The following is a 24,652-nucleotide window of genomic DNA, read 5'->3' as shown; positions in this document are numbered from 1 at the left end:
CAGGTCAACGAATGATTGGTGTTTCGACCTTGATCTCCTCCTGAGGAGTTGGGGCCTGGTTCTGCCAGTTTTCTCCCACAATCCAGCGATAGTTCAAAATCCGTCGCCCATTGACTTGCTCAGCACGAATCCAAAGCTCTTTTCCCTTTAATGTATCTGCATTCGGTATGTAATACAATTTGCGATCCTGGCCATTTTTGAGCTCTGTAATAAAGCGTTGCATCCGTTTCATACTGGGAATAAACAGACTGCAACGAAACTGCAGGGTTTCCAGCGGCGATGTGTTATTGACAATGATCTGCTCTACTTCCAGCACATTTCCTTCGAGTTTCTTGTCAACCACATTCACCACAATATCGCCTAAACCTACATGATAGGGTCTGTGCACGCGAATTGAATATTTGCGTTCTGCAAAGATCTCGAAATCTATCGAGACATCTTTTTTTCCGAGGCTGGCATTGGAAGGCAGTGTCATAAATGTCTCTAAACGGTAGTCCTCACCTGTCCCGGTATTGAAGACCCATTCCTGTGGTTCCACTTCCCAGCCCTTGGGAACATTGAGCACGGCTTTCCCGCGAACACTTTGTGCAAAAGTATTCTTGCCGATGACCGCATCAGGATGGCCTCCGTATTCACTCTTTGATTTTCCTTTTTCAAATTGTGCTGCCAGTCGCCAGTACGCGATCTGCTTGTTACATTTTCGCACAATCACAGGAGCAGGCCCGACAGGTAATATATGACGTCGTGTTTCAGAATCACGTTCCAGATTGATTCTTCTGCCCCAGACATCGGTCGCATATACGTCTTCGCCCAGGTAAATCGTCTCTTCTATTGGTTCTTGATTCCAGGCAAACATAATTGCTTCATCATCTCGTGAAAACACATAATTTGTACTCTTATTAGGCATATTGAATGCCCCCTGATACTTGGCTCCCTGTAAAGCCAGCGCGACGGTTCTCCAAGGCAGAAACAACAGAGTCGGCGAACCATTCTGATTGAGTAGACCATGTTGCTCATCAAAAATAGAATCAGCAAAAATACCATCTGCTCCCATGTACTTTGCGGTCACCATGCGCTTTGCCAGATCGATTCCCCGCTCTTCAGGCAGGTAACCATCTTTGGGAAGTGGTGTGATGGAAACCCAGCGCGGGCTGGCCCCGGGAGAGATTCCGGCATTCTGTAATGCGCTAGCCAGTTCAGCAGCTGAGAGTCGTTCATCGTTTTTGATCGAAAGAAAACTGTTTGTGATCGTTTTTTGAGGCAGAGGCGTCTTCCAATCCCAGTGAATCCCCACATGGGTATCCCGGCCGATGAGGTCCAACTGAGACTTTACATTTTTCAAAGTTTGATTCAGGTTCTGCATCCCAATAAAACTCTTATCATCATCCCCTCCCAGCTGCCAGTAATTGACCAGCGAAGTATAGCGGGCAAAGACTTCTTCCAGCGAAGAGGACCAGAAACTGGCAGGCATCGTAAAGATCCCGCTGACCCCCTGCCAGTCTTTCGCAAATTGCGATCGTAATTCTTTAGGAGGATGATTCAGCAGTCCAATCGGGGTAATACTTCTGTTTGAAAACGCATCCAGCATCTCTGCAATGCGGCTGGGTCGTTGAAGATCTTCAGACGCCATCACATTCCACAAAGGAAATTTAATCCAGTTGATCCCTGCCTGTGCAGCAATGTCGGGTAATTCGTTTATCGGCAGTTGATCATTTTCCTGCGAGATCGTCCAGCCAAACTCTCCCTGGCTTCTGGGAGTGGCCAGATCGATCACGGCAAACGAGGTTTTCTTTGCCAGGATTGATTTCTCATCGCGCACTAATTTTGATCTGACCTCATAAAATCCATATTCCATCGGCTGCAGACGCCAGACTTCCGTATGATTGTTTCCATCCAGCAATCGGCTGTTAGCAACCCCCTTAACGTCTTCCGGATCAGTCATTAACTCCAGCGATGAGTCGGCCACTTTGCGATTCATGCTGTCAACCAGTTCCAGATCCAGGCGATATTTATTCTGGGGATTCAAACCACTGATGCGGCTGCTGACCCGAATTTCTGCCGAATGATCCACAAAATGGCGATGATAATTATTCAGAATGTCAAGTTGCGGCAAGCTGCCAACCCAAAGATCATCAAACCAGACGTCGCCCGAAATATCTTTCTGATTGTTATGCGCCAGATGGCACCCAATCACGATGAAACGCACATTAGGTTTGGGAGTCATCGGCCCTAATGTGACTTCAACCCACCCCTTATGAGTCCCTGAAACAGCACGACTTACAAAATTCTGAACACGTTGGCGTTTATGATCCAGAAATGAAATGGAAACCAGAGCGGCGTCGTGTTTTAATTTCTGAGTTTTGATGTAACCCCGAAAGACATATGCGTGATCAGAATCAATCTTCTCAGGCGGGGAATAAATGGTAGCATGCCCTCCATTCACTCCGAAATGCAGACTTTGTTGACCGCTTCGCCCCTGGTTCCGATCGATGCTCACTTCAACATACTGAGGATAACCGGAACCTTTGCGACGCGACCAATCATCCGGCAGATCATCAAAGTCCAAATCCTGATTCGTTTCAAATGAATAAGACAGGATCGGCAGCGTATCTTCCACCAGATGACCCTCAATGGGTAAACTAGCCAGTGCAGCAAGGTAGCAGGTGAGAAACGATGACAGTATCATGGAGCTTTCCTGAATTTGAAGATTCCTGTACTTACAAGATCGTCCATTTTTTGATCGAATCTCAATCGGGAACTGGACGGAAAACCCTGTTTTTCCAATCCTTTTCTATTCACGACGGGATATCATTCTCTTTTCACAAACGGTTAGATAAACTTTGCCAATTGACCGAATTACCGCAATTATTCCACTCAATTAAAATTTCAGTCAGAAATGCCCTGTAAGGAAACGAATGTTACGACTTAAACTCGCTGTCGCCACCCGTAGCTTTGGGTTGCCAATCAAACGGGCAATCAAAACAGCCGCCCAGATCGGCGCGCGGGGGGTGCAACTGGATGTACAAAATGAGATCACTCCATCCTCGTTCGGTGCGTCCGGCGATCGCCAGTTCCGCAAACTTTTGGAAGAGTTCAACCTCTCGATTGCTTCCTTGCGACTCCCCGCCCGACATGCGTTAACCGAGCCCGAATTTATCGACCAGCGAGTCTCACAAATCAAATCGGCTCTCGAGTTTGCCTGGCGCTTACGGGTGCCGATACTGATTATTCATCCGGGACAGATTCAAACCGATGAGGGTGGAAATTTCCTGCTTGTCTGTGAAGTCCTGAATGACCTGGTACGATTTGCATCACACATTGGAACAGAACTGTGTATTGCCTGCGAAACCAATTCCACATCGACCATCCGCGAGTTAGTTTCAAAGGTTAATGCGGGATTTGTGGGAATCGATTTTGATACTGCGGATATGGTTTTCAGTCATCAGAATCAGGAATCCGCCATTCGCGAACTGCATACGTGGATCAAGTCCTATCGTCTGCGGGATGCGATTCGAGAAATGGACCGGGGTGGTTCGGAAGTTCCGATCGGGCAAGGCATGGTCATGTGGGACCAGTTTCTGCCGCTTGTGATGGAAACCGGCTATCAAGGCTGGCTAACCGTCGATCGTACGCAAGGCGATCAGAAACTCGAAGACTGCCAGCGGGGCATCTCGTATCTGAATTCACTGCTCCCCTGATTTCAACCGTTTACCAGCAATTAAAGTGAGATCATGTCATCACTGGAACCTGAAATCCTGTCTGTCACGGAAACCACGCGTCAGATTAAAAATCTGGTCGAAGCCAATTTTCCGTATACTTGGGTGATCGGCGAAATTTCGAACTGCACAATCGCCAGTTCGGGACACGTCTACCTCACATTGAAAGACGATGCCGCCCAACTCCGCGCCGTGATCTGGAAACGAACGGCCTCGCGACTGAAGTTTCAACTCGAAGACGGCATGGAAGTCGTCGCGGCTGGACCGATTGAAGTCTATCAGGCACGCGGCACGTACCAGCTGAATATCGAACAACTCCTGCCACAGGGAGTCGGTGCGCTCGAACTGGCCTTCCGCCAGATGCAGGAAAAACTGGCCGCGGAAGGACTGTTCAGCCCCGAGCACAAACGACCCATTCCTCAATTTCCGCGCAAGATCGCACTGGTCACCAGCCCCACCAGTGCCGCCGTCCGCGATATGCTGCAAGTCATCACCCGCCGCTGGAAAGCCGTCGATCTGGTGATCGTCCCCGTCGCCGTTCAGGGAGAAGGTGCAGCAGAACAAATTGCCGCAGGAATTGAAATCGCCGCCCGAATTCCAGGTGTGGAAACCATAATCACCGGACGCGGTGGTGGCAGCCTGGAAGATCTTTGGGCGTTTAACGAAGAAGTCGTCGCCCGCGCAATTTTTGACTGCCCGATACCGATCATCAGTGCCGTCGGTCACGAAATTGATATCAGCATCTCCGACCTCGTCGCAGACCGTCGCGCGCTCACCCCCAGCGAGGCGGCTGAACTGGCAGTTCCGCTGCAGTCGGATGTGCTGGCAACGTTGACACACTGGAAAGACCAGCTAACCGCAAACCTGAAACAACGTGCCCGACAAGCCCGCCTGCAACTGGATGCACTCGCGGCTCGCCCTGCACTGACCCGACCTTTGGATTTGATTCACAACCGTGCGGCACAACTGGACGAACTGGACCGCCGCTTGAAACGCAGCACGCGCGAAATTCTCTCCCGGTATCAATCAGAAACCAAACATCTTTCTTCTGCGCTGGATGCACTCAGTCCTTTGAAAGTGTTAAGCCGCGGCTATAGCATCACGCGCGTTGAAACCGGAAAACAAGAAACAGAAATCGTCAAATCAATTCGACAAATCAACGCCGGGGATGTCCTGCAAACGCATGTGACTGATGGTACCATCACCAGCCAGGTTCAAAAAACAGAACCGGAATCAAACACAATCAAGTAAATCACCACTGTTTTTCAACCAGCAGAAAACTCTCATTTGAATAAGACCTGATCACATGGCAAAGAAAAAAGCAGCAAAATCGGAAATACCTCTGTTTGAAGACTCACTGGCAGAACTACAGGAGATCGTCAATACCCTCGAAGAAGGGACAGCCGGTCTGGAAGAATCGATGGAGCAATTCGAACGGGGCGTTAAACTGTTACGATCCTGTTACCAGTCTCTTGAATCAGCCGAACAGAAAATCGAAATTCTGACGCGTGTTGACGCAGACGGAAACCCGGTCCTGGAAGACTTTGATGCGACCGCTTCCATTGAAACCAAAGGTCCTTCCAAAACCGGACGACGCAAAAGCAGTTCAAAAAAGAATGACGAAGAAGACACTGATCGGACTCTGTTTTAAAAAACAGATGACGACGCATTCTCTGTAAGTTTCAAAGAAATTCACATGTCACAACCATTTCTACAATTGGCCATTGATGTCGGCAACAGCCGGATCAAATTTGTCTTACTCAAGACTGATGTCCTCGCGGAAGAGAACAGCCCTCTACCGCAGGTTGTGCATTCCATTTCCACATTGATCGACGGCTCTCTTCCCTGGGAGCAAATCAACGCCTGGTTTGAGGAACAACAGGAATTAACATGCCAGACAGTCGTCGCCGGTTCCAATCCGCGCGGCATCGCACGGGTTGTGCAAGATTGGCCGCAGGGAAATCTGCCGGTCCCCATCGAAGTTCTCAACACAGACAGCTTCCCTCTGGAAATTTGCGTCGATGAACCACGTAAAGTCGGCATTGACCGCTTGCTGAATGCAGTCGCCGCGAATGCTCTACGCACAACCGACCAGGCCGCCATTATCATTGATACCGGAACCGCAACCACTGTGGATGTCGTGTCAACTGATGGCAGTTTTGCCGGCGGTGCGATTCTACCGGGCTTTGAACTCTCTGCCAAAGCACTAAATGACTACACGGCTTTACTCCCCTTGATCCCCGTCGATGATCTACATCAAACAGAACCGATTGTGCTGGGAAAAAACACCACCGACGCGATTCGTAGCGGACTCTTCTGGGGACAACTGGGCGCGGTACGTGAACTCGTCAACCAGCTTCTGCAGCAATCGCTGCCAAATGCCAGACAGGTTCATCCCCTCGTCTTATTAACGGGCGGCGGTTCAGCCCTGTTGGCACCGCACCTGATCGAAGCCGTGCAGTTTGAGCCTTTGCTCTCATTACAGGGACTGGCACTGGTGGCACAAAAAATCAGTGGGGATCAATAACCGGCATGTCAGATCGTCTCCAGCCAAAGTCACAATCCTCGTGCACAGCCGCGCTGTTAACGCCCCGTGGCAGAGGCGCCGTCGCCACCATTCGCGTTCACGGCACACTCCCCGCGCTGACTCATGCCATTGATGCCTGCTTCTCGCCCGCAAACAGAAAATCATTAACAGAGCAGCCCCTCAATCGCATTGTATATGGACTCTGGGGACAAACCAACAACGAAGATCTGGTACTCTGCCGCATCGAACATGAGACTGTCGACATTCACTGTCACGGCGGTATGGCAGCCGTCGAACGAATTCTAGCCGACCTGCAAGTGCAAGGCTGCACAATTCAATCATGGCAGGAATTAGCCTGTCAGACAGAGCCTGCACTGGAAGTAGAATTACAGGCAGCACTGACTGCTGCCACGACATTCCGCGCCGCAGAAATTCTGCTGCGCCAGTCGCAGGGAATCTTGCGCACCACCTTCGAAGCGCTGATTCCCGACGAAACTGCAGACTTCGATGCGGAGTTTTTTCAGTCACAAATTCAAAACCTGCTCCGCTGGGAACACCTGGGGCTGCATTTAACGGCTCCCTGGCGAGTGGTACTCGCGGGCCGACCGAATGTGGGCAAATCGAGTCTGATCAACGCGATCCTGGGATACGACCGCTCAATTGTGTACGATGAAGCAGGCACAACCCGCGATGTCCTGACCGCAACCACAGCCATTGAAGGCTGGCCTTTTCAATTCTCCGATACCGCAGGCATCCGCGAACAAGCCGATGACTTGGAAGCAGCAGGCATCCAGCGAGCCGAACAAACCCTCAGCCAGGCTGACTGTCGTGTAATCCTGATTGACACCAGTCAGCCGGCACATCCGGACGATCAGCGACTGCTCTCACAATGGAATGATTCCATCGTGGTCGCCCATAAAACTGATCTCCCGCAACTCTGGGATGAACGGCTCCCCGAACAGGCAATTCTAGTTTCTTCCAAAACCAAAGCCGGCATCGAAGCTCTGTTAGAGACGCTGGTAAAACGCCTGATCCCGGAAGTGCCTCCCGAAACGACTGCAGTCCCCGTTACCAAACGGCAGATTGACTTGTTACATCAGGCAACTGCAGCACTCACGAACCAGGATCCGACCGCATATCGCAGTCTGATCCATCAGTTGCTGCTGCAGGAATCAAACCGCGAAACACTCAACGACGCGCCTTAACTGTCTGTTTCCACTGATGCAACGCCATCATCAAATTACCCTGAGTCCACAATAACGGCGTAATATCGTTGGGAATGTATTTCCCTTTTTCGAGGAAGTACGACTCCGGACAGAGATAAGGACCAAAGCGGCATTCCTCAGTTGTCAACTGATTCAACGAACGCTCCAGATGGAAACGCTGTTTTTCAAAATCGTCCGACTTGTCTGACTCGAGAAATCGTTGTCCGTAGATCACTGACATAATCGAATCGAAAATGCACCACTGTGCTTCCTGCCCCGGTTTTAACAGCTTATCCCGGCTGGCCTGATCCTCGCTGAAGTCGCTGGTCCGGTCATCTTCGCTGAGCATATCTTTATAGTCGGCACACCAGTACGAATCTCCCAGATAACGGCGGATGCCATAATCGCCCATCAGGTGATTTCTGGTATCTTCCAAAATCCTCTCGGCCATCTCGCCCTGTACCAGTCCCAGTGGATAGATCAGGAATAACAGCGCGCCATCGTATTTTCGCGCCAACAAAGGATCGGCTTGAATACACTCAGCTGGTAGAATTTCTGACAGTGTCGCTTGCCCCTGTTGAATTAACTCATCGACCATCTCAGAAGCAACCAGTTTTTTCCCATACTTAAGCTGGCTCCAATTCTGGCTTTGATCAAGATACTGTTTCAAAGTCAGTAATCCACTGACGACAGTGCCGATGCTGGACGCCTCTACCTTGCGTGCCTCTTCCCAGTGACCACTGTCTGCATCTTCCCAGAAACGGATCTTCCCGAAATAATGCACAAAAGCCGCCAATAACTCGATGGAATCATGCGTGGGCGTCAATTTCCCCTGTAATGCCAACAGACTATAAAACCAGAGATAATAACCCAGTGCATCATTTTGGGCGTGTGCCCACTTTTCATCAATTTCCCCCAGCGTGTTGCCGTCAAAGCGGATGTGTGGGCGCTTCATCACTTCCGTTGCGTGATGTTTTCCGGAAATGATGTTGTCAAAACGATCTCTGTGTTTGATGAAATAATCGGTCAATGTCGCTGCTGCTTTGCAGGCTGGCTCTGTTTTTCCGACCGCATTCAGGGCATGCGCAACATGAATATTATCACGAACCCAGATACTCTGATAACCCGTCGATTCATGAGCGATTGCTGCCGGAAACAAACCGTTTTCCAAAGCAGGAAACGAAAACGTATTCTGTGCTTCCAGAAAAGAAACCAGCTGATCGGTTTCCTCGATTGTTTCTGGAACCTGATTTAAAGAGGGGAGTTGACTGCCATCCATGATAAACACCTGACTTGAAATAGTTTCTTAAAATGATTCATCCCTGGAACCATCGATTTGTCTCATTAAAAAATGCGTCGAGCCGCGCGCAACGAATTGTGAAACAATTGGCTTCAAAATGCAACGGCAGACAGACGGGAACCTGCATTCTCGCTTGTTTCCAAAAAACAACAGCGTTGCATTTCTGCATCATTTCCTAAGTCGAGTCCATGACCGAGAGGAGCACATTCCACTGAAATCAGCCCCTCAACACCATCTGAAACCTCTATAATCTGCAGCATCATCCTAGTCTCCTGCATACGGAACCAACTTCAAACGTCTCCCCCGTTATCTCATCAGCGGGAATAAGATTTGCATTTCTCTCTTTCTGTAGAACTCTTCCATCTTCACACAGCCTTTTAAGCGTCGGTCTGGTTCATGAAATCTGCCTTGTCATCTATGATTCGATCCCCCAAAACAGGTCTCATCGCCTTGCTGATCGTCTTTTCGAGCCTGGCTGTGGCCCGCTGGAACCAGCTTTATTTTTTCACTCCCGACAGTGCCCGCTATGTCATGATGGCGAAATCACTTGTCAGCGGTGCGGGATATCGACTCATTGATACGCCGGGAGAACCGCTCTACGCACATCGTCCTCCCGGCATGTCGCTGCTGCTGTCACCCGCAGCGCTGATCGCTCCCTACAATATCTTACTTGCCAAAGCGACGGTCCTGCTCACGGCCCTGGCGCTGATTACACTGCTCTACCTGTATGTAATGCGTTTACAGGAACCATCACCGGACGCTGATCCCCGGCATTCGCGGCACTTCTACTGGCCTGCGTTTTTGATTGCCTTTCTGATTGCCATCAATCCCTATACCCTGTTTTTTTCGACAATTGTCATGAGCGAAATTCCGTTCATGGCTTGTTCTCTGGCGATTCTCTTTCTCCTGGCCAATCGACAGGATCGTCCCGGTAAAACAGATCTTCTGCTGTTCACCGGGCTCTTGGTCTTCCTCCCGTTTCTGAGGACAATCGGCATCGCTCTGGTTCTGGCTGTCGGATGCTGGGCCATAATACGACGCCAACGTTGGCCCTGGTTATCGGGCGTCGCCTGCTCTCTTCTGGCAACGGGCATCTGGATGGTTCGAAATTCCGCGTTGGAGCACAGTGGTTATGCGTCCGTCGCGTTGAAAGAGCTGCAATCACAGGGAATCGTCGGAACACTAATGAGCATCATGCAAAGATGCACCACACACTTTGAAAGTTTCTGTCAGAAGCTCTTCCCGGACATGCCCGGCTCAACACCCCGCTATACCCGCATGATTCTAGACGAAAACGCCTTGCTTCCCGGCCCCACCTGGATCTATCTCGCAATAGGAGCGCTGGTCCTCATACTGTCCTGTTATGGAATGCTCAAACGCAGACAACAAGGGGGAACCGTTGCTTTGTTGTATCTTATTTTCAGTCTGGGAATCCTCTCTCTCTGGCCGTGGATGCAACAGCGGTTTACTCTGCCGCTCATTCCCGTAGCCCTGGCCTTTATCCCCGCTGGTTGGAACGCATTTGTGGGACATATCGAAGTTGCCCGACCTATGACGCGTAAGGTGTCATTGGCTATGTTCTCAATACTCTTACTATTGTATTGCGGCTGGCAAATCAAAACGGATGCGTCGCTGATCAGCGCCAATCTGAAAATGATCTCGCAGGCGAATCAGTTCTATACGGATCAATTGCCTCCAAATCAATTCAGTCACTGGAACGCCGCCGGCGACTGGATCAAACAGCATACCCGCCCGGACAGCCGCCTGATCACACGCCGCGCCGATGTTGCAACCACCGGACAGCGTTATCAGCGTCTGAACTTTTTTGAAACGACCAATGCAGAAAAGCTGCATCAGGCGATTCAGGACTTTTCGGCCAACTATCTGGTCACCTTCAGTCGCGACACCGTCTCGGCTTTTCCCTGGCACCTGCTGGATCAAGATCTCGTGTATCGGATGACGCCCGTGTATGACGAACAGGGTGTGATGATCCTGAAACTGGAACCCAACAGAACTGGCACGATTCGCCAGGAATACTGGAATGCCGACGATTCGCTGAAGATCGCCAAAAAAGCCATCGAACGATTTCCGCATCGTCTTTCATTTCAAGTCGCCTTCACACAACAGCTGTTCGAAGCCGGTCACTATGCCGAATTGATTGAATATGTAGAACAGTTGCAGGAACAAAAAATTGAAGACGTCAGGCTGACCAATCTGCTGGCCTGGTCTTACATCAAAACCAAACGTTACCAGAAAGCCATACGTGAGTTTGAGCGGGCCTTCTCCATGCCCGACCAGAAAATGCTCCGCCGCGATCTGGTCCAGGGAATCAATCTCGCTCAGGAAACATTGCAGGCCAGCTACCAGCCCACCAGCGAGAAACAGCCATCAGAAGACGTTATTGAAAACAAAGATCTCCAGCTGGCGAAAACCTATTTGCGTTTGTCGTACATTCAGAAGGCGGAACAAATTCTCAGCGAAGCCTTGAATCAACCAGCTTCCTATCAGAATCATCAGGCAGAATTGCACACATTGCTGGCCAAAGTCTATCTCGCCGAAGGCCGCAAAACAGAGGCATTGGCACAACTGGACCTGGCCTTCCAATCCGGAAATTCCGAAGCCCGCCAGCTGTTAGACATGCTGGAACTGGAGGCACGAGTAGAAGTTTTTCTAAAAAACCGGGAAAATAATCATGATGATAAAAGCACACAACAGACAACCGTGATACTGCAGGAATTAGGGGCACTCGCTCAGTTTTACGCAAATACGGGCGTTCCCGGGAAAGCATTGTCTCTCATTGAACGGGCGAATACATGCCTGCCCAACGAGCCACAACTGTTGAAGTTACTTCTCAAGTACCAGCTGTTTTATGCACTGATTCCTGAGGCAGAAGAAACATTATTACAGCTGCGAAAATTGGCTCCCCACGATCCCGATCTGGCAGAGCGCGCCGAAATGATTGAGTGGCGAAAACAGACGCCCCGTTTCTAAAAGTCAACCATCAACACCGCTGGATGCGTTATTCGCGTGCCAATCCGACATGCCGCCGAATAGAATGTAGAATTTCGATACCGCATTTTGTTGCGAGTCAAAACGGAGGACTTCTCATGGAACTCTGGATTGATGGCTGGATGTACTACTTACTTGATATCTGGCACAACGCAACAACTTCAGATTATCTTAAACTGCTTCTCTGCGTGATTGTGGTCGGTGGCTTATTTAACGTTCACCGAAGCAATCTCAAATAATCACTCGTCCTGAGTGACTTCAACGCACCACTGTTCGCCGGCGTAAGATATCACATCTCCCGGCGACAGTTGCTTGCGTCGTCTGGTCTCGACGATTCCATTAACGGTCACTTCTCCTGCCTGGATCACGATCTTGGCATGACCGCCCGTCCCGACCGCAGCCTGCTGTTTTAAAAACTGATCTAAACGGATCGGTGGGCGTGTTTCTGATACCATGCGGTTTAATCTCTCTTAGGATGACTTCTTCTTGGTTTTCTTCTTTTTCGGCTTCCAACGCTGTTTCAATTGTTTCAGTTCTTCAGGCGTTGGCGCCTTAAAGGTCGCGTCCTGAGGCGTATCAGATGCAAGCGGGCTCGTATCGCCGGCTTTTTTCTGCCAGTCTTTCATCGCCGCCAGCAAGCGGTCTGAATGACTCTGACAGGCCGACTGCCCAAACAGATTCTTCGTTTCCGCTGGATCATTTTTCAGGTCAAACAGTTGTGACTTATTGATCTGTGGGTAGGTAATCAGTTTCCATCTGTCATCGCGAACCGAACGTTGCACGTCTTTGTAAGCAGTAAACAGGGTCTCACGAATTTCTGGTTTCTTGCCGCTGATCACAGGCCACATGCTAGAGGCGTCCAGTCCTTGCGGGACTTCAGTTCCCACCATTTCACAGACAGTCGGAAAGATATCATACAGATAAACGAGCGCATCACTCTGGCCGTGTGGAATCCCCGGACCACTGAAGATGAGGGGCGATTTCATACTGTGTTCATACAAGCTCTGTTTCCCCATCAATCCATGACTGCCAACAGCCAGACCATGATCGGATGAAAAGATAATCACGGTATTCTCATATTCGCCACTCTCTTTAAGCGCGTTCAGCAATCGACCAATATGACCATCCAGGCCCGTGATGTCGGCATAGTAATCATGCAGGTGCTTTTTCACTTCCGCTTTGCTGCGCGGGAACCCGGCCAGTAATTCATCACGTACGACCTGTTCTCCATTATTGAATGGATGCAAAGGCAGATAATTTTCTGGTAAGGGAATTTGGTCGCGCTGATAGAGATCCATATATTCCTGATCTGCCACGCGAGGGTCATGCGGGCAGGCAAACGCCAGATACATAAAGAACGGTTTGTCTTCTTTTGTTTTCAAAAACTGAATTGCATTATCGACGATTTCTTTTCCGGGCTGGCCCAATAGACGTGCCTGTTGATCATTCAGATATTGGGACTGATCGAACCGCTTATGGATCTCCATCGCCGTGTTCCCTTTTTTACCATGATGGTAAGTGTAATACCCGGCTTGTTTCATGGAGTCTGGAAAATTCGGTTTCTTAGCCGAAGCGTAACGCCCCGTCCAGCGGAAATAGGTGCGTCCGCTGAGTAGCATGTTCCGACTGCAGACACAAACAGCACCGGAGTTACTTCCCAGGCAGTAGGCATTGTTAAACACAAACCCGTTCCGCACGAGTTGATCCAGGTTCGGCGTCTGGATCAGTGAGTTCCCCAACGCATGAATGGTGTCGGCACGTTGGTCATCCGTAAATAAAAACAGAACATTCGGTTTTTGCTGCTGATCAGCGGCTTCTAAAATTCCCAGGCGGAATCCAAAACAACACAGCATAAAAAACAAAGCAAGAGAAACTCTCTGTCGAAAACTCATGAATGCCTCCAAGATTGAGCGCGAATCTGGTATCCTGATGGTCGATGGAACACAATTGAATCCAGCTTTAAACTTCAAATATATAGCAAGGACCACCCAAATGCCAGAAGCAGCCTATGATCCCGTCAGCATGATCAAACCACGCCGGAAATTGACGGGAATTTCAGCCGTTTTGCTCCCCTATCTGGAATCCGGGGAAATCGATCGAGATTCATTAAGTGCCCACATCGCCCGCACCGCTGAAGTGGGAATCACCCCCGCCGTCAATATGGACACCGGTTATGTGAATCTGATTGACGAGCCGACTTTTATTGAGGTCCTGAAGATCGCACAACAGACGCTGAGCGGCGGACCGTTTGTGGCAGGTGCTTTTGTCAGCGATCAAACGGGAGCCAACTTTGATGCCGCCGGTTATCAGAGAAAAACGGACCTGATCCAGGAGCACGGCGGCACCCCGGTCATCTTTCAGTCATTCGGTCTGATCGAACAGTCGCCCGCAGAGATTATTGAATCCTATCAGACGATCGCCGCCAATACTGATCGTTTTATCGGTTTTGAATTAACCAAAGATCTGGCTCCCTTCGGCTCCGTCTACGATCTGGACACCTATGCCGCCCTGATGGAAATTCCGCAATGCATCGGCGCTAAACACTCGTCCTTCCATCGGGAACCAGAGTGGGAGCGGCTACAGCTGAGAGATCAGAAACGGCCCGATTTCAAAGTTTTCACAGGCAACGACTTCGGCATCGATATGGTCCAATACGGCAGTGACTACCTACTGGGCCTGAGCACATTTGCCCCCGACCTGTTTGCCAAACGGGACGCCTACTGGGCTGCCGGCGACCCTGCGTTTTATGAATTGAACGATCAGCTGCAATATCTGGGATATTTCACGTTTCGCAACCCTTCCCCGGCTTACAAGCACTCAGCAGCTCAGTTTCTGCACCTGCGAGGCTGGACCAAAACGAATTTGACCCATCCCCAAAGCCCCACCAGACCCGACACCGATATCGAAGTCTTACGTGAATTGGGACAGCGACTCAATGTCATCGATTAATCAAAGAAGCCCCAATCCCTGTCGGAGATTGGGGCTTCTTCTATTTTTTATTAGAGAAACAAGCCGAAAAAAGAGTCAGATCGTGTTTAGCAATCAGCCAAAGGATCTTTCTTTTCGGTAATCACGGGCAGTTCCTGTGATTTTTCGGCGTTGATCTGAGTGTATTCCTGCCATTTTTCTGGAACATTGTCCTCATGAAAAATTGCTTCTACCGGGCATTCAGGCACGCATGCTTCGCAGTCGATGCACTCATCGGGATTGATATATACCATTGATTCCCCTTCGTAGAAGCACTCTACGGGGCAAACCACGACACAATCCGTATATTTGCAATTGAAGCAAGCCTCTGTAACCACGTGTGCCATGAGTTTTCCTTTCTGGACGTTGCTCTAAAAAAATTCTGTGAAACCGCTCAAAGCCGTTTCATTGAGTATAGGCTTCAAAGATCAAAAAAACAGCTGTTAAGCTTGACCAATTCGGGTGAAACCATGCCCGTCAGGCCATCATTTACGTATATAGTCGATTTTGGAATACGGTTCCAGTTGGAACTGATGCTTCATCGTAAAAGGCATAAAAACAGGTGTCAAGACTACAAAACCCGCCTGAAACCCGTCAATGCTTCTACTATCGGCAATCCCCAGGGCAATCATTTGCTGTTTGTAAAATAAGACCTTACGGTCCTGGGCCGTCCACTTCCTGAAACCAACATTCCAGAGTCTCTACTTTTCAGATCGACACATATTGACAGGAAACGGTTCTCGACATAATCTACGCACGAAATTTCGAATCACTTCTGTGAAACCCAAGATGGGGATTAGCCAAAGTGACCGGAACAGACACATCTTACCTGAAAATAAGGTGTACCAAATCTCTCAAAACCACCAACCTTACCTGTTTTTGAGCACGGAACTCCCCGGATTCCCATAGCGAATGGAGTCGCTGAATGACAAACGAGACCCCCACCCCTGTCCCCTTCATCAATCTTGTCGCCCAATACCAGAGAATTAAAGACGAAGTTCAGGAAGCAGTCCTGAAAGTATTTGATGATCAGGCATTCGTCCTGGGTGACGAAGTGGCAGAATTTGAATGTGATATCGCCGAATATTGCGATTCCCGAAATGCCATTGGAGTCGCCTCTGGTACAGATGCACTTGTGCTGGCATTAATGGCATTGGAAATCGGCCCTGGTGATGAAGTCATCACCAGCCCCTTTACCTTTTTCGCGACGGGAAGTTCCATCGCACGCGTTGGTGCCACGCCGGTCTTTGCTGACATTGATCCTGTCAGCTTCAACCTGTGTCCCAATTCGATTGAAGACAAAATTACGGAACGCACCAAAGCCATCATGCCGGTCCATATCTTCGGGCAATGTGCAGATATGGAACCGATCTGGCGAAATGCGGTTCGCAATGGCATTCCGGTGATTGAAGATGCCGCTCAAGCCATCGGTGCCGAATACCGCGGGCGACGTGCCGGTGTTCTCGGAACCATTGGCTGCTTCAGCTTTTTCCCCACGAAAAACCTGGGAGGTGCCGGAGATGGCGGGCTCGTCACAACTGACGATCCCGATCTGGCCACACGCATCAGACGCCTACGCGTTCATGGAGACCTGGGCGGATACCAGCACGCGGAAATCGGCATCAACAGCCGCCTTGACGCACTGCAGGCTGCTGTGCTGCGAGTCAAACTGCGACACCTGGATCAGTGGACCGCTGAGCGCCAGGAAAACGCACGACGCTACAATGCTTTGTTCCGCCATTATCAGCTGCTGGATTGCATCGAACCGCCAACGGTACTCCCCGATCGGCGACACGTTTACAACCAGTACAGTATTCGCGTCAAAGGCGGGCAGCGGGATCAGGTTCTCCAGGACTTGAGAGAAAAGCACACCGGCTGTGCTATCTACTATCCCCGTCCATTACATATGCAGCAATGCTTCCAATACCTGGGATATCAGCAGGGAGATCTGCCGGCAACAGAACTCATTACCAGCGAGTGCCTGGCACTGCCGATCTTCTCGGAACTGAATGAATTTCAACAGGAGACGGTGGTACGAGGAATCGCAGAAAGCTTGGGACGTCTTTCCTCTTCGCAGTTCCCAACACTCTATTCTGAAACACCCCCGGCTTCAAAAGCTGCTTAATCAGCCAAACTGAACTGATGCAAACAATCATCCCCCTGATTCCTTTACGAATCAGGGGGATTTTTTTATTGCCCACAATCCTGTTTTTCCGCTTTTCCCAAGTGGAAAACATACAAAAGTTATCCTGTTTTACCCAACCGGACCTCCAGCAACTCTCTCCCCCTGAAAATCGTGTAAAAACTCAAGTAGTCCCCACACGTGTTTGATTTGTCGTGTAAATTGATAGTAATGAAATTAATTTCCTGCATTGATGTGCAAAGCATCCACGACCAAATCCAAACTCCTGCCAAAATATTGACACTGATCGGCAGTTAAGGAGATCACATGCCGACTCTTTTTCAAAAAACAACAGTTCGATTCCTGGTAATCTTGATCCTCAGCGGGTCAACTCTGCGCCTGTTACCTGCTGAAGAAAACAAGAAAGAACCTGATCCTACCGCCGGCAAAACAGCCATCGCGCTCAATTACTGCCGTGCCTCGTTCTACCGCATCAAAAAATCCGGCTCCAAAGAAGTCATGTTCGAAGAGCGCGAGAAGATTTTGAACAACCTGAATCTGAACGGCGTAGGAGACGAGAAAGTCATCAAGCTCTACTCATCGGTCCTTGATGAGATCGGCCAGGTTGAGATCGCTGAACAGGAACGGGAGTACTTCAAAAATAAACACAACTACCATTCACGCCAAAAGTTAGCCACCAATGCGCTCGCTCTGACAACTGATGTCCTCACCTTCCAGTTTGGCAATGCCATCCGAACGGGTGCCAACAGTTGGTGGGATTATCGAAATGTGGAAGCGCAAAAAGATCTGGATCTCTGGAAGGTCGATAAAAAACGCATGGAAACGGTCGTTTCCAAATCAACGCTGTTTCTGGATACATTCTGGAAATTGGCACAAGAAAAAAATATCCCCGATGACTGGTTGATCCGTGATGACGATCTGGCATCGCTTGACGAAGCGATGAAGGAACGGAACCCCCGTATTCGTTTACGGATTTTAAAACGTCTGGAACGCTTTATGAGTCATTACCCGCCTTACTGGTATTACGTCGCACGGACCCAGCAGGCACAGGGACAACTCTTCGCCGCCTCCAACACCTATTCTGAGCTGGCAGACCGTGGCGAAGGCTATTTCCGTCGCGATGATATGCTGGCTTCCGGTACAGCAAACCTGGCTGGCATTCGTGACTATCTCGGACAGCCCGGAGCCGCACAAATGGCTCTGAAATCGCAAACCTATTCCAGTGAAGTCTGGGAAGCCAACCTGCTCTGCTCGCGGATTTTGCAAAAGTACCAACAACACGAGGAAGCAGAAGAAGCCATTCTCCGTAATCTCGATGTGGACCTTGAAACCAAACAGAGTTCGGTCGCCCTGCTCTCGCACTATTATGCAACCAACAATAAACAAAAAATGATGGCCCAGTTGAACCAACCTAAGATAGTGCAATCGGTCCCCGTGCCGACTCTGATTCAGTGCGCCATGTTCCTGGGAGCAGAACGAACGCCCCCGATCGCGACAGCACAGATTGAGTCTTCACTCTATGTCTACAAACAACTCCATTTTGGAGCGGACGACATCGTCATCGCTTCTACGGGCAACTGGCATTTGCATATGTCGCAAGCAGAGCTGGTCATGGCGAATAAAACGTATTCCCGACCGAAACTGGCGTCCGGTAAAAATGAAATTCATGCGCGGTTTGAACGCGTCGCCGAGTTTGGAAATCCATTTGGCGCTTCGAACCAATTGGCCTCTCAACCAAAACTACGACTGAAATACCCGGATGGTTCCAGCCTGGAACTGAAGCTGGCCACGGCACCACAAGACCGTGCCTCCCTGGAAGGGAATAATTTAATCAGTGCCCTCAAAGCCCCACCCGGGCAACATTACAAAATTGTCGGCGCGGAAATTCAAGGACAAACCATAGCCTTCCATCGAAACGCCATCGAAGACGATGGTCGTCGGATTGTCCGGCAAAAACCAACGGTCACACCAGATACACCTCGGATGTCGCAAGGAAAACAGCTTCCGCAGGGTCCCATCAACGAACAACCTCTGCAGGCGCAAACGACCCCGAAACTTCCCACTCTGGAAGCTCCCGAACTGCCGATCCCCAATTCGCCTCCTCCCATCCCTGCCCTTTCGTTTGACCTCGAAGAAAGAACGGACGACAAGAAAGGGAGTAAGAAGAAAAAAGGGACTGTCGTGAGTTTCCCGGCCCCGCCGGAAGATGACTAATGTATCGTAACCTCGTTTTATAATGGCTGCCTGCGCTGGAATTGAAAAACCGCGGCGAGAAATAGTGGTCTTCGGCCCGGTAGCCCGGTATGATACTTGTACAGATTCCTCAGCCCCTATCTAAGTTTCCGGGCTGTTTCCCGCGATCGGAATAATTTCCGTAACCTGTTTGCAGCAACCTGAAGCGACTGCGAACACTCTTGCTTGAGCCAGAAAACATGCTGCCCTCCGAAAATGATGTCACACAGCCTTCCTCAATAGAAGCCTGTTCACTTCCGTTGATTACTGACCTGACCCGCGATCAGCTTGCCCAGTGGTGCATTGAGCACGACTCTTCCTCTTATCGCGCAGACCAGATTCGACGCTGGATCTTCACCAAACGCGTGAACGATTTTGATGCGATGCACGACATTTCCAAGAAGTTTCGTGATCTGCTCAAAGAGAACTTTCGCCTGTTTTCCACCACCATCGTCAAACATCAAACGTCAAAGGATCGCACAGAAAAACTACTACTTGAGCTTCACGACGGTCATCATGTGGAATGTGTGCTGATGCGCGAGCCCAAGCGAAATACCGTCTGTATCAGTACGCAGGTCGGCTGTGCAATGGGCTGTGTCTTCTGTGCCAGCGGTTTACTGGGGCTGACCCGCAATCTGACCATGGGAGAAATCCTGGAACAGATCCTGCGGCTGGACCGGGTGATCGGCGAAGATGAACGCATCTCGAATATCGTCGTGATGGGTATTGGAGAACCATTGGCCAATTTGCCCGCTTTGATCCCCGCGCTGGATACTTTGAATCACAAAGGCGGCATGGGAATTGGTGCGAGGAAAATTACTGTCTCGACTGTAGGACTTCCAGCTAAAATTCGAGAACTGGCGGACGTCAATAAATCGTATATTCTCGCCGTTTCCCTGCATGCTCCCAACGATAAGCTGCGCGATCAGATCGTTCCCACGAACAATAAAATCGGCATCCAGAAAATCATGGATGCAACCGACTATTATTACGTCACCACTGGCAGGCGCGTCACCTTTGAATACATTTTGCTGGCAGGCGTCAATGACAGCCCTGCACATGCACACGAGTTGGCCGGCCTGTTAAAACATCGCAATGCCCATGTGAATCTGATCCCTGCGAACGGAGTCGAAGAAACAGGCTACCAGAGCCCCACAACGGCCGACGTGGATCGTTTCTTCATGACGCTCGCCAAGGGAGGTGTCAACGTAACCGTCCGTAAACGAAAAGGGGACGATATCGACGCCGCCTGCGGTCAACTACGTTTAAACCGCGAGAAAGAAAAAGACCTGGTTCAGGTTCAATAACTCAAACCGGAATGCCGCTAGTCCAGTTCGAAATCTTCCGGGTTAAAATTGACCAGCACATCATCCCGGAAAATGAGATACACACTACGACCGCTTTCATCCGGTCCCCACTTGTAAGCTTCATCGGTGGTCCGAAATGTCCCGCCAGTTGCTTTCAACCATTTGGAAGATTCCTGGTACTCACCTTCTTCACCAAGCTCTTTCTCAACGGTGGCACGTGTCATTCCAGAATACAAGCGGTTTTTGAGAATCCAGTCCAATGCTTTAGAGTCTCGCTCTGTCTGAAACCGCATCCGGTATTTTTCTGCCGAATTCACTTTTTTCTCGACACGATGTGAACCAGACATCGCTTTTGAATCCCATTCGGGCATCGTCTCACACCCTGAGCTCAAAAGAATGACTGCAATACTGCATACCATCCACGGCACCATACATCGAAGGTTGGCCATGATCCTGTCCACCTGATTGAAAGTAAAAAAGTTGTGAGAGCATGTAACTGCCAGGATGCGTCTGCAGTGGCAAATTACTTGAGAGAAGTGATTCGGGAGGGTGAATTGCTCTGTGAAGTGTGGTGCTTTTTAGCAAATCGTGCCAACTATGCCAAGGGCAATCTCGGCCAGCAAAATGTCGCCTTAACCTGCTGTTTTCAAATCCTTTAAGTCACTAATACTGCCCCAAAATCAAAATCGAATCTTTCACTGGGTTGTCAGATTCCCTGCGCACGTCTATCCTGAAATTGTTTGCTTTTTCGTTCTCAGTCGGCAACGTATTTCCCACAAGGTTTAAATCAATATGAAAATGTTTTGTGCTGGCCAATGGCAGGATACCAAACAGACCATCAACGTCACCAACTCATTCGATCAATCGATCATAGACACTGTTCCCAAGGGGAGTGGTGAAGACATCGCAAAGGCGGTCACAGTGCTGGAGCAGGGCGCCCGCATCATGAAAGCCATGACTCCCTATGATCGCAGTCTGATTTTGCAAAAAGCAGCTGATCTGCTGCTCCAGCATCAAGACGAATTTGCCCGCACGATCAGTCTGGAAGTCGGCAAGGTTCTGGCAGAGAGTCAGGTCGAAACCAGTCGCAGCGCCGAAGTGATTCGACTGTCAGGTGAAGAAGCCCGCCGCATGACCGGTGAAATGATTCCCCTGGAAGGAAATGCCGGGGGAAATAATAAAGTTGGTTTCACGCTCCGCGTCCCCTGTGGTATTGTGGCCGCGATTACACCGTTCAACTTCCCTCTGAACCTGGTCTGTCACAAAGTGGGTCCCGCGATTGCCGCTGGAAATGCGATTTTGATTAAGCCCGCCAGTGATACGCCACTCTCAGCTTTGAAACTCACGGAGATTCTGCTCGAAGCCGGCCTGCCTCCGGAAGCGATTGCCTGCGTCACAGGGCCGGGAGGAGAAATCGGACGCGCCATCTGCACCGATACCAGGATTCGAAAAATCAGTTTCACTGGCAGCTATGAAGTGGGAACCAAAATCTGCGAAATGGCCGGTATGAAACGGGTGACGATGGAACTGGGCAGCAACAGCCCGGTTGTCATAATGGATGATGCCGATCTCGACAAAGCGACGACTGCAATTACGATGGCTGGATATGCGAATGCCGGTCAGGTTTGTATTTCCGCACAACGCATTTTGACGTCTTCAGCGGTCAAATCAGATTTTGTCGATCTGCTGAAGTCCAAAGTCGAGAATCTGACCACCGGCAATCAGCTGGAAGATTCGACCAAAATCGGCCCGATGGTTCGTGAATCAGATGCGACCCGTGTCGAAGAATGGGTTAATGAAGCCGTCAGCCAGGGAGCCCGTTTAGTCTGTGGCGGACAGCGACAGGGTGCCATTTTTGCCCCGACGATTCTGGATGAAACCAAGCCGGACATGCTGGTCGTCAAAGATGAAATTTTTGGACCTGCCGTCGCACTCTCCTACTTCAACGATGTCAACGAAGCCATCGCCATGGCCAACGATACGACCTACGGACTTTCTGCCGGCATCTTTACCCAGGACATTGACCGGGCCATGAAATTCGCCCGGCAAGTTGACAGTGGAAACATCCACATCAACTGGTCCAGTCAGTGGCGAGCCGACGCGATGCCTTACGGCGGTTTAAAGCATAGCGGAACCGGCAAAGAAGGTCCTAAATATGCGATTCAGGAAATGAGCGAAGAAAAGATGGTGGTCATGCATCTGGCCGATTAAAAACCGGTAGACAAGCAGAACCGCTACAGCGTTATCCTACTTCATCTGGTAGCGTTTCAGCGTTCTGCCATCACGATATTTCCCGCTCTGCTTGGCCTGGAAAAGTTCGTTGGTGTGTACATCAATCGCGGTTAAATAATTCCCGCGATAGGCGGCGGTATCGAGACAGACCCAACCATCGAACACCAGCGGCTTCCCAGATTTCTGCGCCGTATGCCCGCAAATGATACGTCGTCCGGACGGGTCCGGCTCTTCGTCACCTTTGAGACGGTCCCAACGCAGTTCCTGAGGAGTCAGATCTTCCAAAGGCACGCCGGGTACAGCCGTCGCATGCACAAAAATATCTGTCTCGGTCTGATAGTAATCCAGAGCCGTCGCCATAAAAATACGATGCTCTTCAGGAACCAGATCGTAACGGCCGCCGTAGGAATCGAGGGCTTCCTTGCCGCCATGCTGCAACCACGTTGACTCCCAATGACCGCCGTTCATACCGTCCAGCATCATCTCTTCGTGATTACCTTTGATCATCACTAATTTGCAGGTCGCCTTCAGATCGAGCAGAATCTCAATGACATGCTTCGTACCGGGACCGCGATCAACGGCATCACCCAGACAGATAAAGGTATCATCCCGAGTCAACTCGAGATGATACAGAATCGTTCCCAACGCAACATCGCAACCGTGAATATCACCGATTGCAAACGTCCGTCCTTTCTGTGTCGTTTGATCCATCATGCGACCGCATTAATTCAAAGGTAAAGTTTCCTGTATCAGGATTTGTCAGATTGACTGGGAGGCATAATCCGAGTTGGCTTTGAACTGGGCTCCCCTTTCAATAACTGTTGACGTGCCTGAGTCTGTTGTGCCAGTCCATGAATCCGGATGAATCCCAGTGCCGTCTCATGAGGAAACTGATCGCCTTCCTCATACGTGGCCAGTTCCGGGCTATAGAGACTATGCTCACTCTTCAAACCGGTGACTGTGTGGTTTCCTTTATACAGAGAAACACGCACCGTACCCGAGACAAATCGCTGGTTCTTTTCAACAAATCCCATTAAGTCCTGATGGAAAGAGCTATACCAGAGACCGTCATAAATGATGTCGCTACAGGTCTGACTGATAAACGTTTTGAACCGTAGTGCCTGCCTGCTGAGCGTCAGGTATTCCAGTTCACGATGTGCGTTATGCAGAATCACAGCAGCCGGAGCTTCATAAATTTCGCGGCTCTTGATCCCTACCAGACGGTTTTCAACATGGTCGATCCGACCGACGCCATTTTCTCCGCCAATTTTGTTCAAGTGCAGAATCAGATCAGCGCCATCCATCTCCTTGCCATCAACGGCAATCGGACGTCCCTGTTCGAATTCAATCGTCACTTCTACAGGCTGATCAGGAGCCTCTTCTGGCGCCACCGTCCATTTGTAAGCTTCTTTGGGAGGTGCCACCCAGGGATCTTCCAAAATCCCGGCTTCCACAGAACGCCCCCACAGATTCTGATCGATACTGAAGATGCTCTCTTTCGTCGCTTCGACTTCAATGCCATGCTCTTTCGCGTACTGCAGTTCTTCCGTTCGCGTCCATTTCCATTCACGCACGGGAGCAATGATTTTCAACTGTGGTGCCAGGGTTTGAAAGGAAACATCAAACCGGACCTGGTCGTTCCCTTTTCCCGTACAACCATGGGCTACAGCCGTCGCACCATGTTCCTTGGCGACTTCGACCATACGGTGTGCAATCAGCGGCCGTCCAAGTGCGGTCGCCAGTGGATACTTGCCTTCATACATGGTCCCCGCCATCAGCGAAGGCCAGACGAAGAAATCAACAAACATGTTTTTTGTATCTTCGATGACTGCTTCCACAGCACCGGTTTTGATCGCTTTTTCTTTGATTCCATCCACATCGCGACCCTGGCCGAGATCACAGGTATAAGTGATCACGTCCATGTCATATTTTTCATTGATCCACTTAACAGCCACGGAAGTATCCAGGCCGCCACTGTAAGCCAAAACTACTTTTTCTCTTGCCACGAAATTCT

Annotated in this window: 20 protein-coding genes; 11 read left to right on the top strand and 9 right to left on the bottom strand. The window is 50.1% G+C overall.

The annotated features are described in order from the left end of the window. Positions 1–4: 4 nt before the first annotated feature. A complete protein-coding gene (locus Pan241w_RS02360; protein ID WP_145210390.1) occupies positions 5–2,686 on the bottom strand; it encodes a hypothetical protein in 2,682 nt (893 codons plus the stop codon). 229 nt (positions 2,687–2,915) lie between these two features. Between Pan241w_RS02360 and Pan241w_RS02355 the strand changes: the two genes are divergently transcribed. From Pan241w_RS02355 to Pan241w_RS02335, 5 genes are read left to right on the top strand one after another with little or no spacing between them, the layout of a single operon-like run. Then, positions 2,916–3,698, top strand: coding sequence for a sugar phosphate isomerase/epimerase family protein (locus Pan241w_RS02355; protein ID WP_145210387.1), 783 nt, complete (start codon positions 2,916–2,918; stop codon positions 3,696–3,698). 33 nt (positions 3,699–3,731) lie between these two features. Continuing rightward, positions 3,732–4,967, top strand: coding sequence for an exodeoxyribonuclease VII large subunit (gene xseA / locus Pan241w_RS02350; RefSeq protein WP_145210384.1), 1,236 nt, complete (start codon positions 3,732–3,734; stop codon positions 4,965–4,967). Between the two features lie 55 nt (positions 4,968–5,022). Beyond that, positions 5,023–5,367, top strand: a complete 345-nt coding sequence (locus Pan241w_RS02345; protein ID WP_145210381.1) for an exodeoxyribonuclease VII small subunit — start codon at positions 5,023–5,025, stop codon at positions 5,365–5,367. A gap of 45 nt (positions 5,368–5,412) precedes the next feature. Then, a complete protein-coding gene (locus tag Pan241w_RS02340; RefSeq protein WP_145210378.1) occupies positions 5,413–6,243 on the top strand; it encodes a type III pantothenate kinase in 831 nt (276 codons plus the stop codon). A gap of 5 nt (positions 6,244–6,248) precedes the next feature. Then, complete coding sequence (locus Pan241w_RS02335) at positions 6,249–7,448, top strand: GTPase (protein ID WP_145210375.1); 1,200 nt, start codon at positions 6,249–6,251, stop codon at positions 7,446–7,448. On the opposite strand, the gene Pan241w_RS02330 is transcribed toward Pan241w_RS02335, so the two are convergent. After that, complete coding sequence (locus Pan241w_RS02330; protein ID WP_145210372.1) at positions 7,432–8,727, bottom strand: glycoside hydrolase family 15 protein; 1,296 nt, start codon at positions 8,725–8,727, stop codon at positions 7,432–7,434. The genes Pan241w_RS02335 and Pan241w_RS02330 overlap by 17 nt on opposite strands. A gap of 113 nt (positions 8,728–8,840) precedes the next feature. After that, the gene (locus Pan241w_RS29240) at positions 8,841–9,011 is read right to left on the bottom strand and encodes a hypothetical protein (protein WP_198000281.1); all 171 of its coding nucleotides are present in this window, start codon (positions 9,009–9,011) and stop codon (positions 8,841–8,843) included. 145 nt (positions 9,012–9,156) lie between these two features. Between Pan241w_RS29240 and Pan241w_RS02325 the strand changes: the two genes are divergently transcribed. Continuing rightward, positions 9,157–11,739: a tetratricopeptide repeat protein gene (locus tag Pan241w_RS02325; RefSeq protein WP_198000280.1), complete on the top strand. Its 2,583-nt coding sequence runs from the start codon at positions 9,157–9,159 to the stop codon at positions 11,737–11,739. 257 nt (positions 11,740–11,996) lie between these two features. On the opposite strand, the gene Pan241w_RS02320 is transcribed toward Pan241w_RS02325, so the two are convergent. Both Pan241w_RS02320 and Pan241w_RS02315 read right to left on the bottom strand, forming a co-directional pair. Continuing rightward, positions 11,997–12,212 (bottom strand): RNA-binding S4 domain-containing protein, encoded by a 216-nt coding sequence (locus Pan241w_RS02320; protein ID WP_145210366.1) that lies wholly within the window; start codon positions 12,210–12,212, stop codon positions 11,997–11,999. Positions 12,213–12,227: 15 nt separating this feature from the next. After that, positions 12,228–13,649 (bottom strand): sulfatase-like hydrolase/transferase, encoded by a 1,422-nt coding sequence (locus tag Pan241w_RS02315; protein WP_145210363.1) that lies wholly within the window; start codon positions 13,647–13,649, stop codon positions 12,228–12,230. Between the two features lie 100 nt (positions 13,650–13,749). On the opposite strand from Pan241w_RS02315, the gene Pan241w_RS02310 reads away from it, so the two are divergent. Continuing rightward, entirely contained in the window at positions 13,750–14,706 is a 957-nt protein-coding gene (locus tag Pan241w_RS02310; protein WP_145210360.1) for a dihydrodipicolinate synthase family protein, read from the top strand. Positions 14,707–14,792: 86 nt separating this feature from the next. On the opposite strand, the gene Pan241w_RS02305 is transcribed toward Pan241w_RS02310, so the two are convergent. Beyond that, positions 14,793–15,071: a ferredoxin family protein gene (locus tag Pan241w_RS02305; RefSeq protein WP_145210357.1), complete on the bottom strand. Its 279-nt coding sequence runs from the start codon at positions 15,069–15,071 to the stop codon at positions 14,793–14,795. Positions 15,072–15,649: 578 nt separating this feature from the next. Here Pan241w_RS02305 and Pan241w_RS02300 point away from each other — a divergent pair. The 3 genes from Pan241w_RS02300 (at position 15,650) to rlmN (ending at position 20,406) form a co-directional block, all read left to right on the top strand. Continuing rightward, positions 15,650–16,849 carry a DegT/DnrJ/EryC1/StrS family aminotransferase gene (locus Pan241w_RS02300; protein ID WP_145210354.1) on the top strand — a complete coding sequence of 400 codons (1,200 nt, stop codon included), beginning with the start codon at positions 15,650–15,652 and terminating at the stop codon, positions 16,847–16,849. A gap of 324 nt (positions 16,850–17,173) precedes the next feature. Continuing rightward, the gene (locus Pan241w_RS02295; protein WP_145210351.1) at positions 17,174–19,081 is read left to right on the top strand and encodes a hypothetical protein; all 1,908 of its coding nucleotides are present in this window, start codon (positions 17,174–17,176) and stop codon (positions 19,079–19,081) included. Between the two features lie 218 nt (positions 19,082–19,299). Next, positions 19,300–20,406 (top strand): 23S rRNA (adenine(2503)-C(2))-methyltransferase RlmN, encoded by a 1,107-nt coding sequence (gene rlmN / locus Pan241w_RS02290; protein WP_145210348.1) that lies wholly within the window; start codon positions 19,300–19,302, stop codon positions 20,404–20,406. A gap of 17 nt (positions 20,407–20,423) precedes the next feature. Here rlmN and Pan241w_RS02285 read toward each other — a convergent pair whose 3' ends face one another. Continuing rightward, a complete protein-coding gene (locus Pan241w_RS02285; protein ID WP_145210345.1) occupies positions 20,424–20,777 on the bottom strand; it encodes a hypothetical protein in 354 nt (117 codons plus the stop codon). 421 nt (positions 20,778–21,198) lie between these two features. Between Pan241w_RS02285 and Pan241w_RS02280 the strand changes: the two genes are divergently transcribed. Continuing rightward, on the top strand, positions 21,199–22,617 hold the full coding sequence (locus Pan241w_RS02280) for an aldehyde dehydrogenase family protein (RefSeq protein ID WP_145210343.1): 1,419 nt from the start codon (positions 21,199–21,201) through the stop codon (positions 22,615–22,617). A gap of 36 nt (positions 22,618–22,653) precedes the next feature. On the opposite strand, the gene Pan241w_RS02275 is transcribed toward Pan241w_RS02280, so the two are convergent. Both Pan241w_RS02275 and Pan241w_RS02270 read right to left on the bottom strand, forming a co-directional pair. Continuing rightward, entirely contained in the window at positions 22,654–23,352 is a 699-nt protein-coding gene (locus tag Pan241w_RS02275) for a metallophosphoesterase family protein (protein ID WP_145210340.1), read from the bottom strand. A gap of 35 nt (positions 23,353–23,387) precedes the next feature. After that, positions 23,388–24,644 carry an argininosuccinate synthase gene (locus tag Pan241w_RS02270; protein ID WP_145210337.1) on the bottom strand — a complete coding sequence of 419 codons (1,257 nt, stop codon included), beginning with the start codon at positions 24,642–24,644 and terminating at the stop codon, positions 23,388–23,390. Positions 24,645–24,652 lie beyond the last annotated feature (8 nt).

Source organism: Gimesia alba, assembly GCF_007744675.1.
Classification (GTDB): Bacteria; Planctomycetota; Planctomycetia; order Planctomycetales; family Planctomycetaceae; genus Gimesia; species Gimesia alba.
The sequence above is the reverse complement of the archived record's forward strand: the minus strand, read 5'-3'. Positions and strand labels throughout refer to the sequence as shown.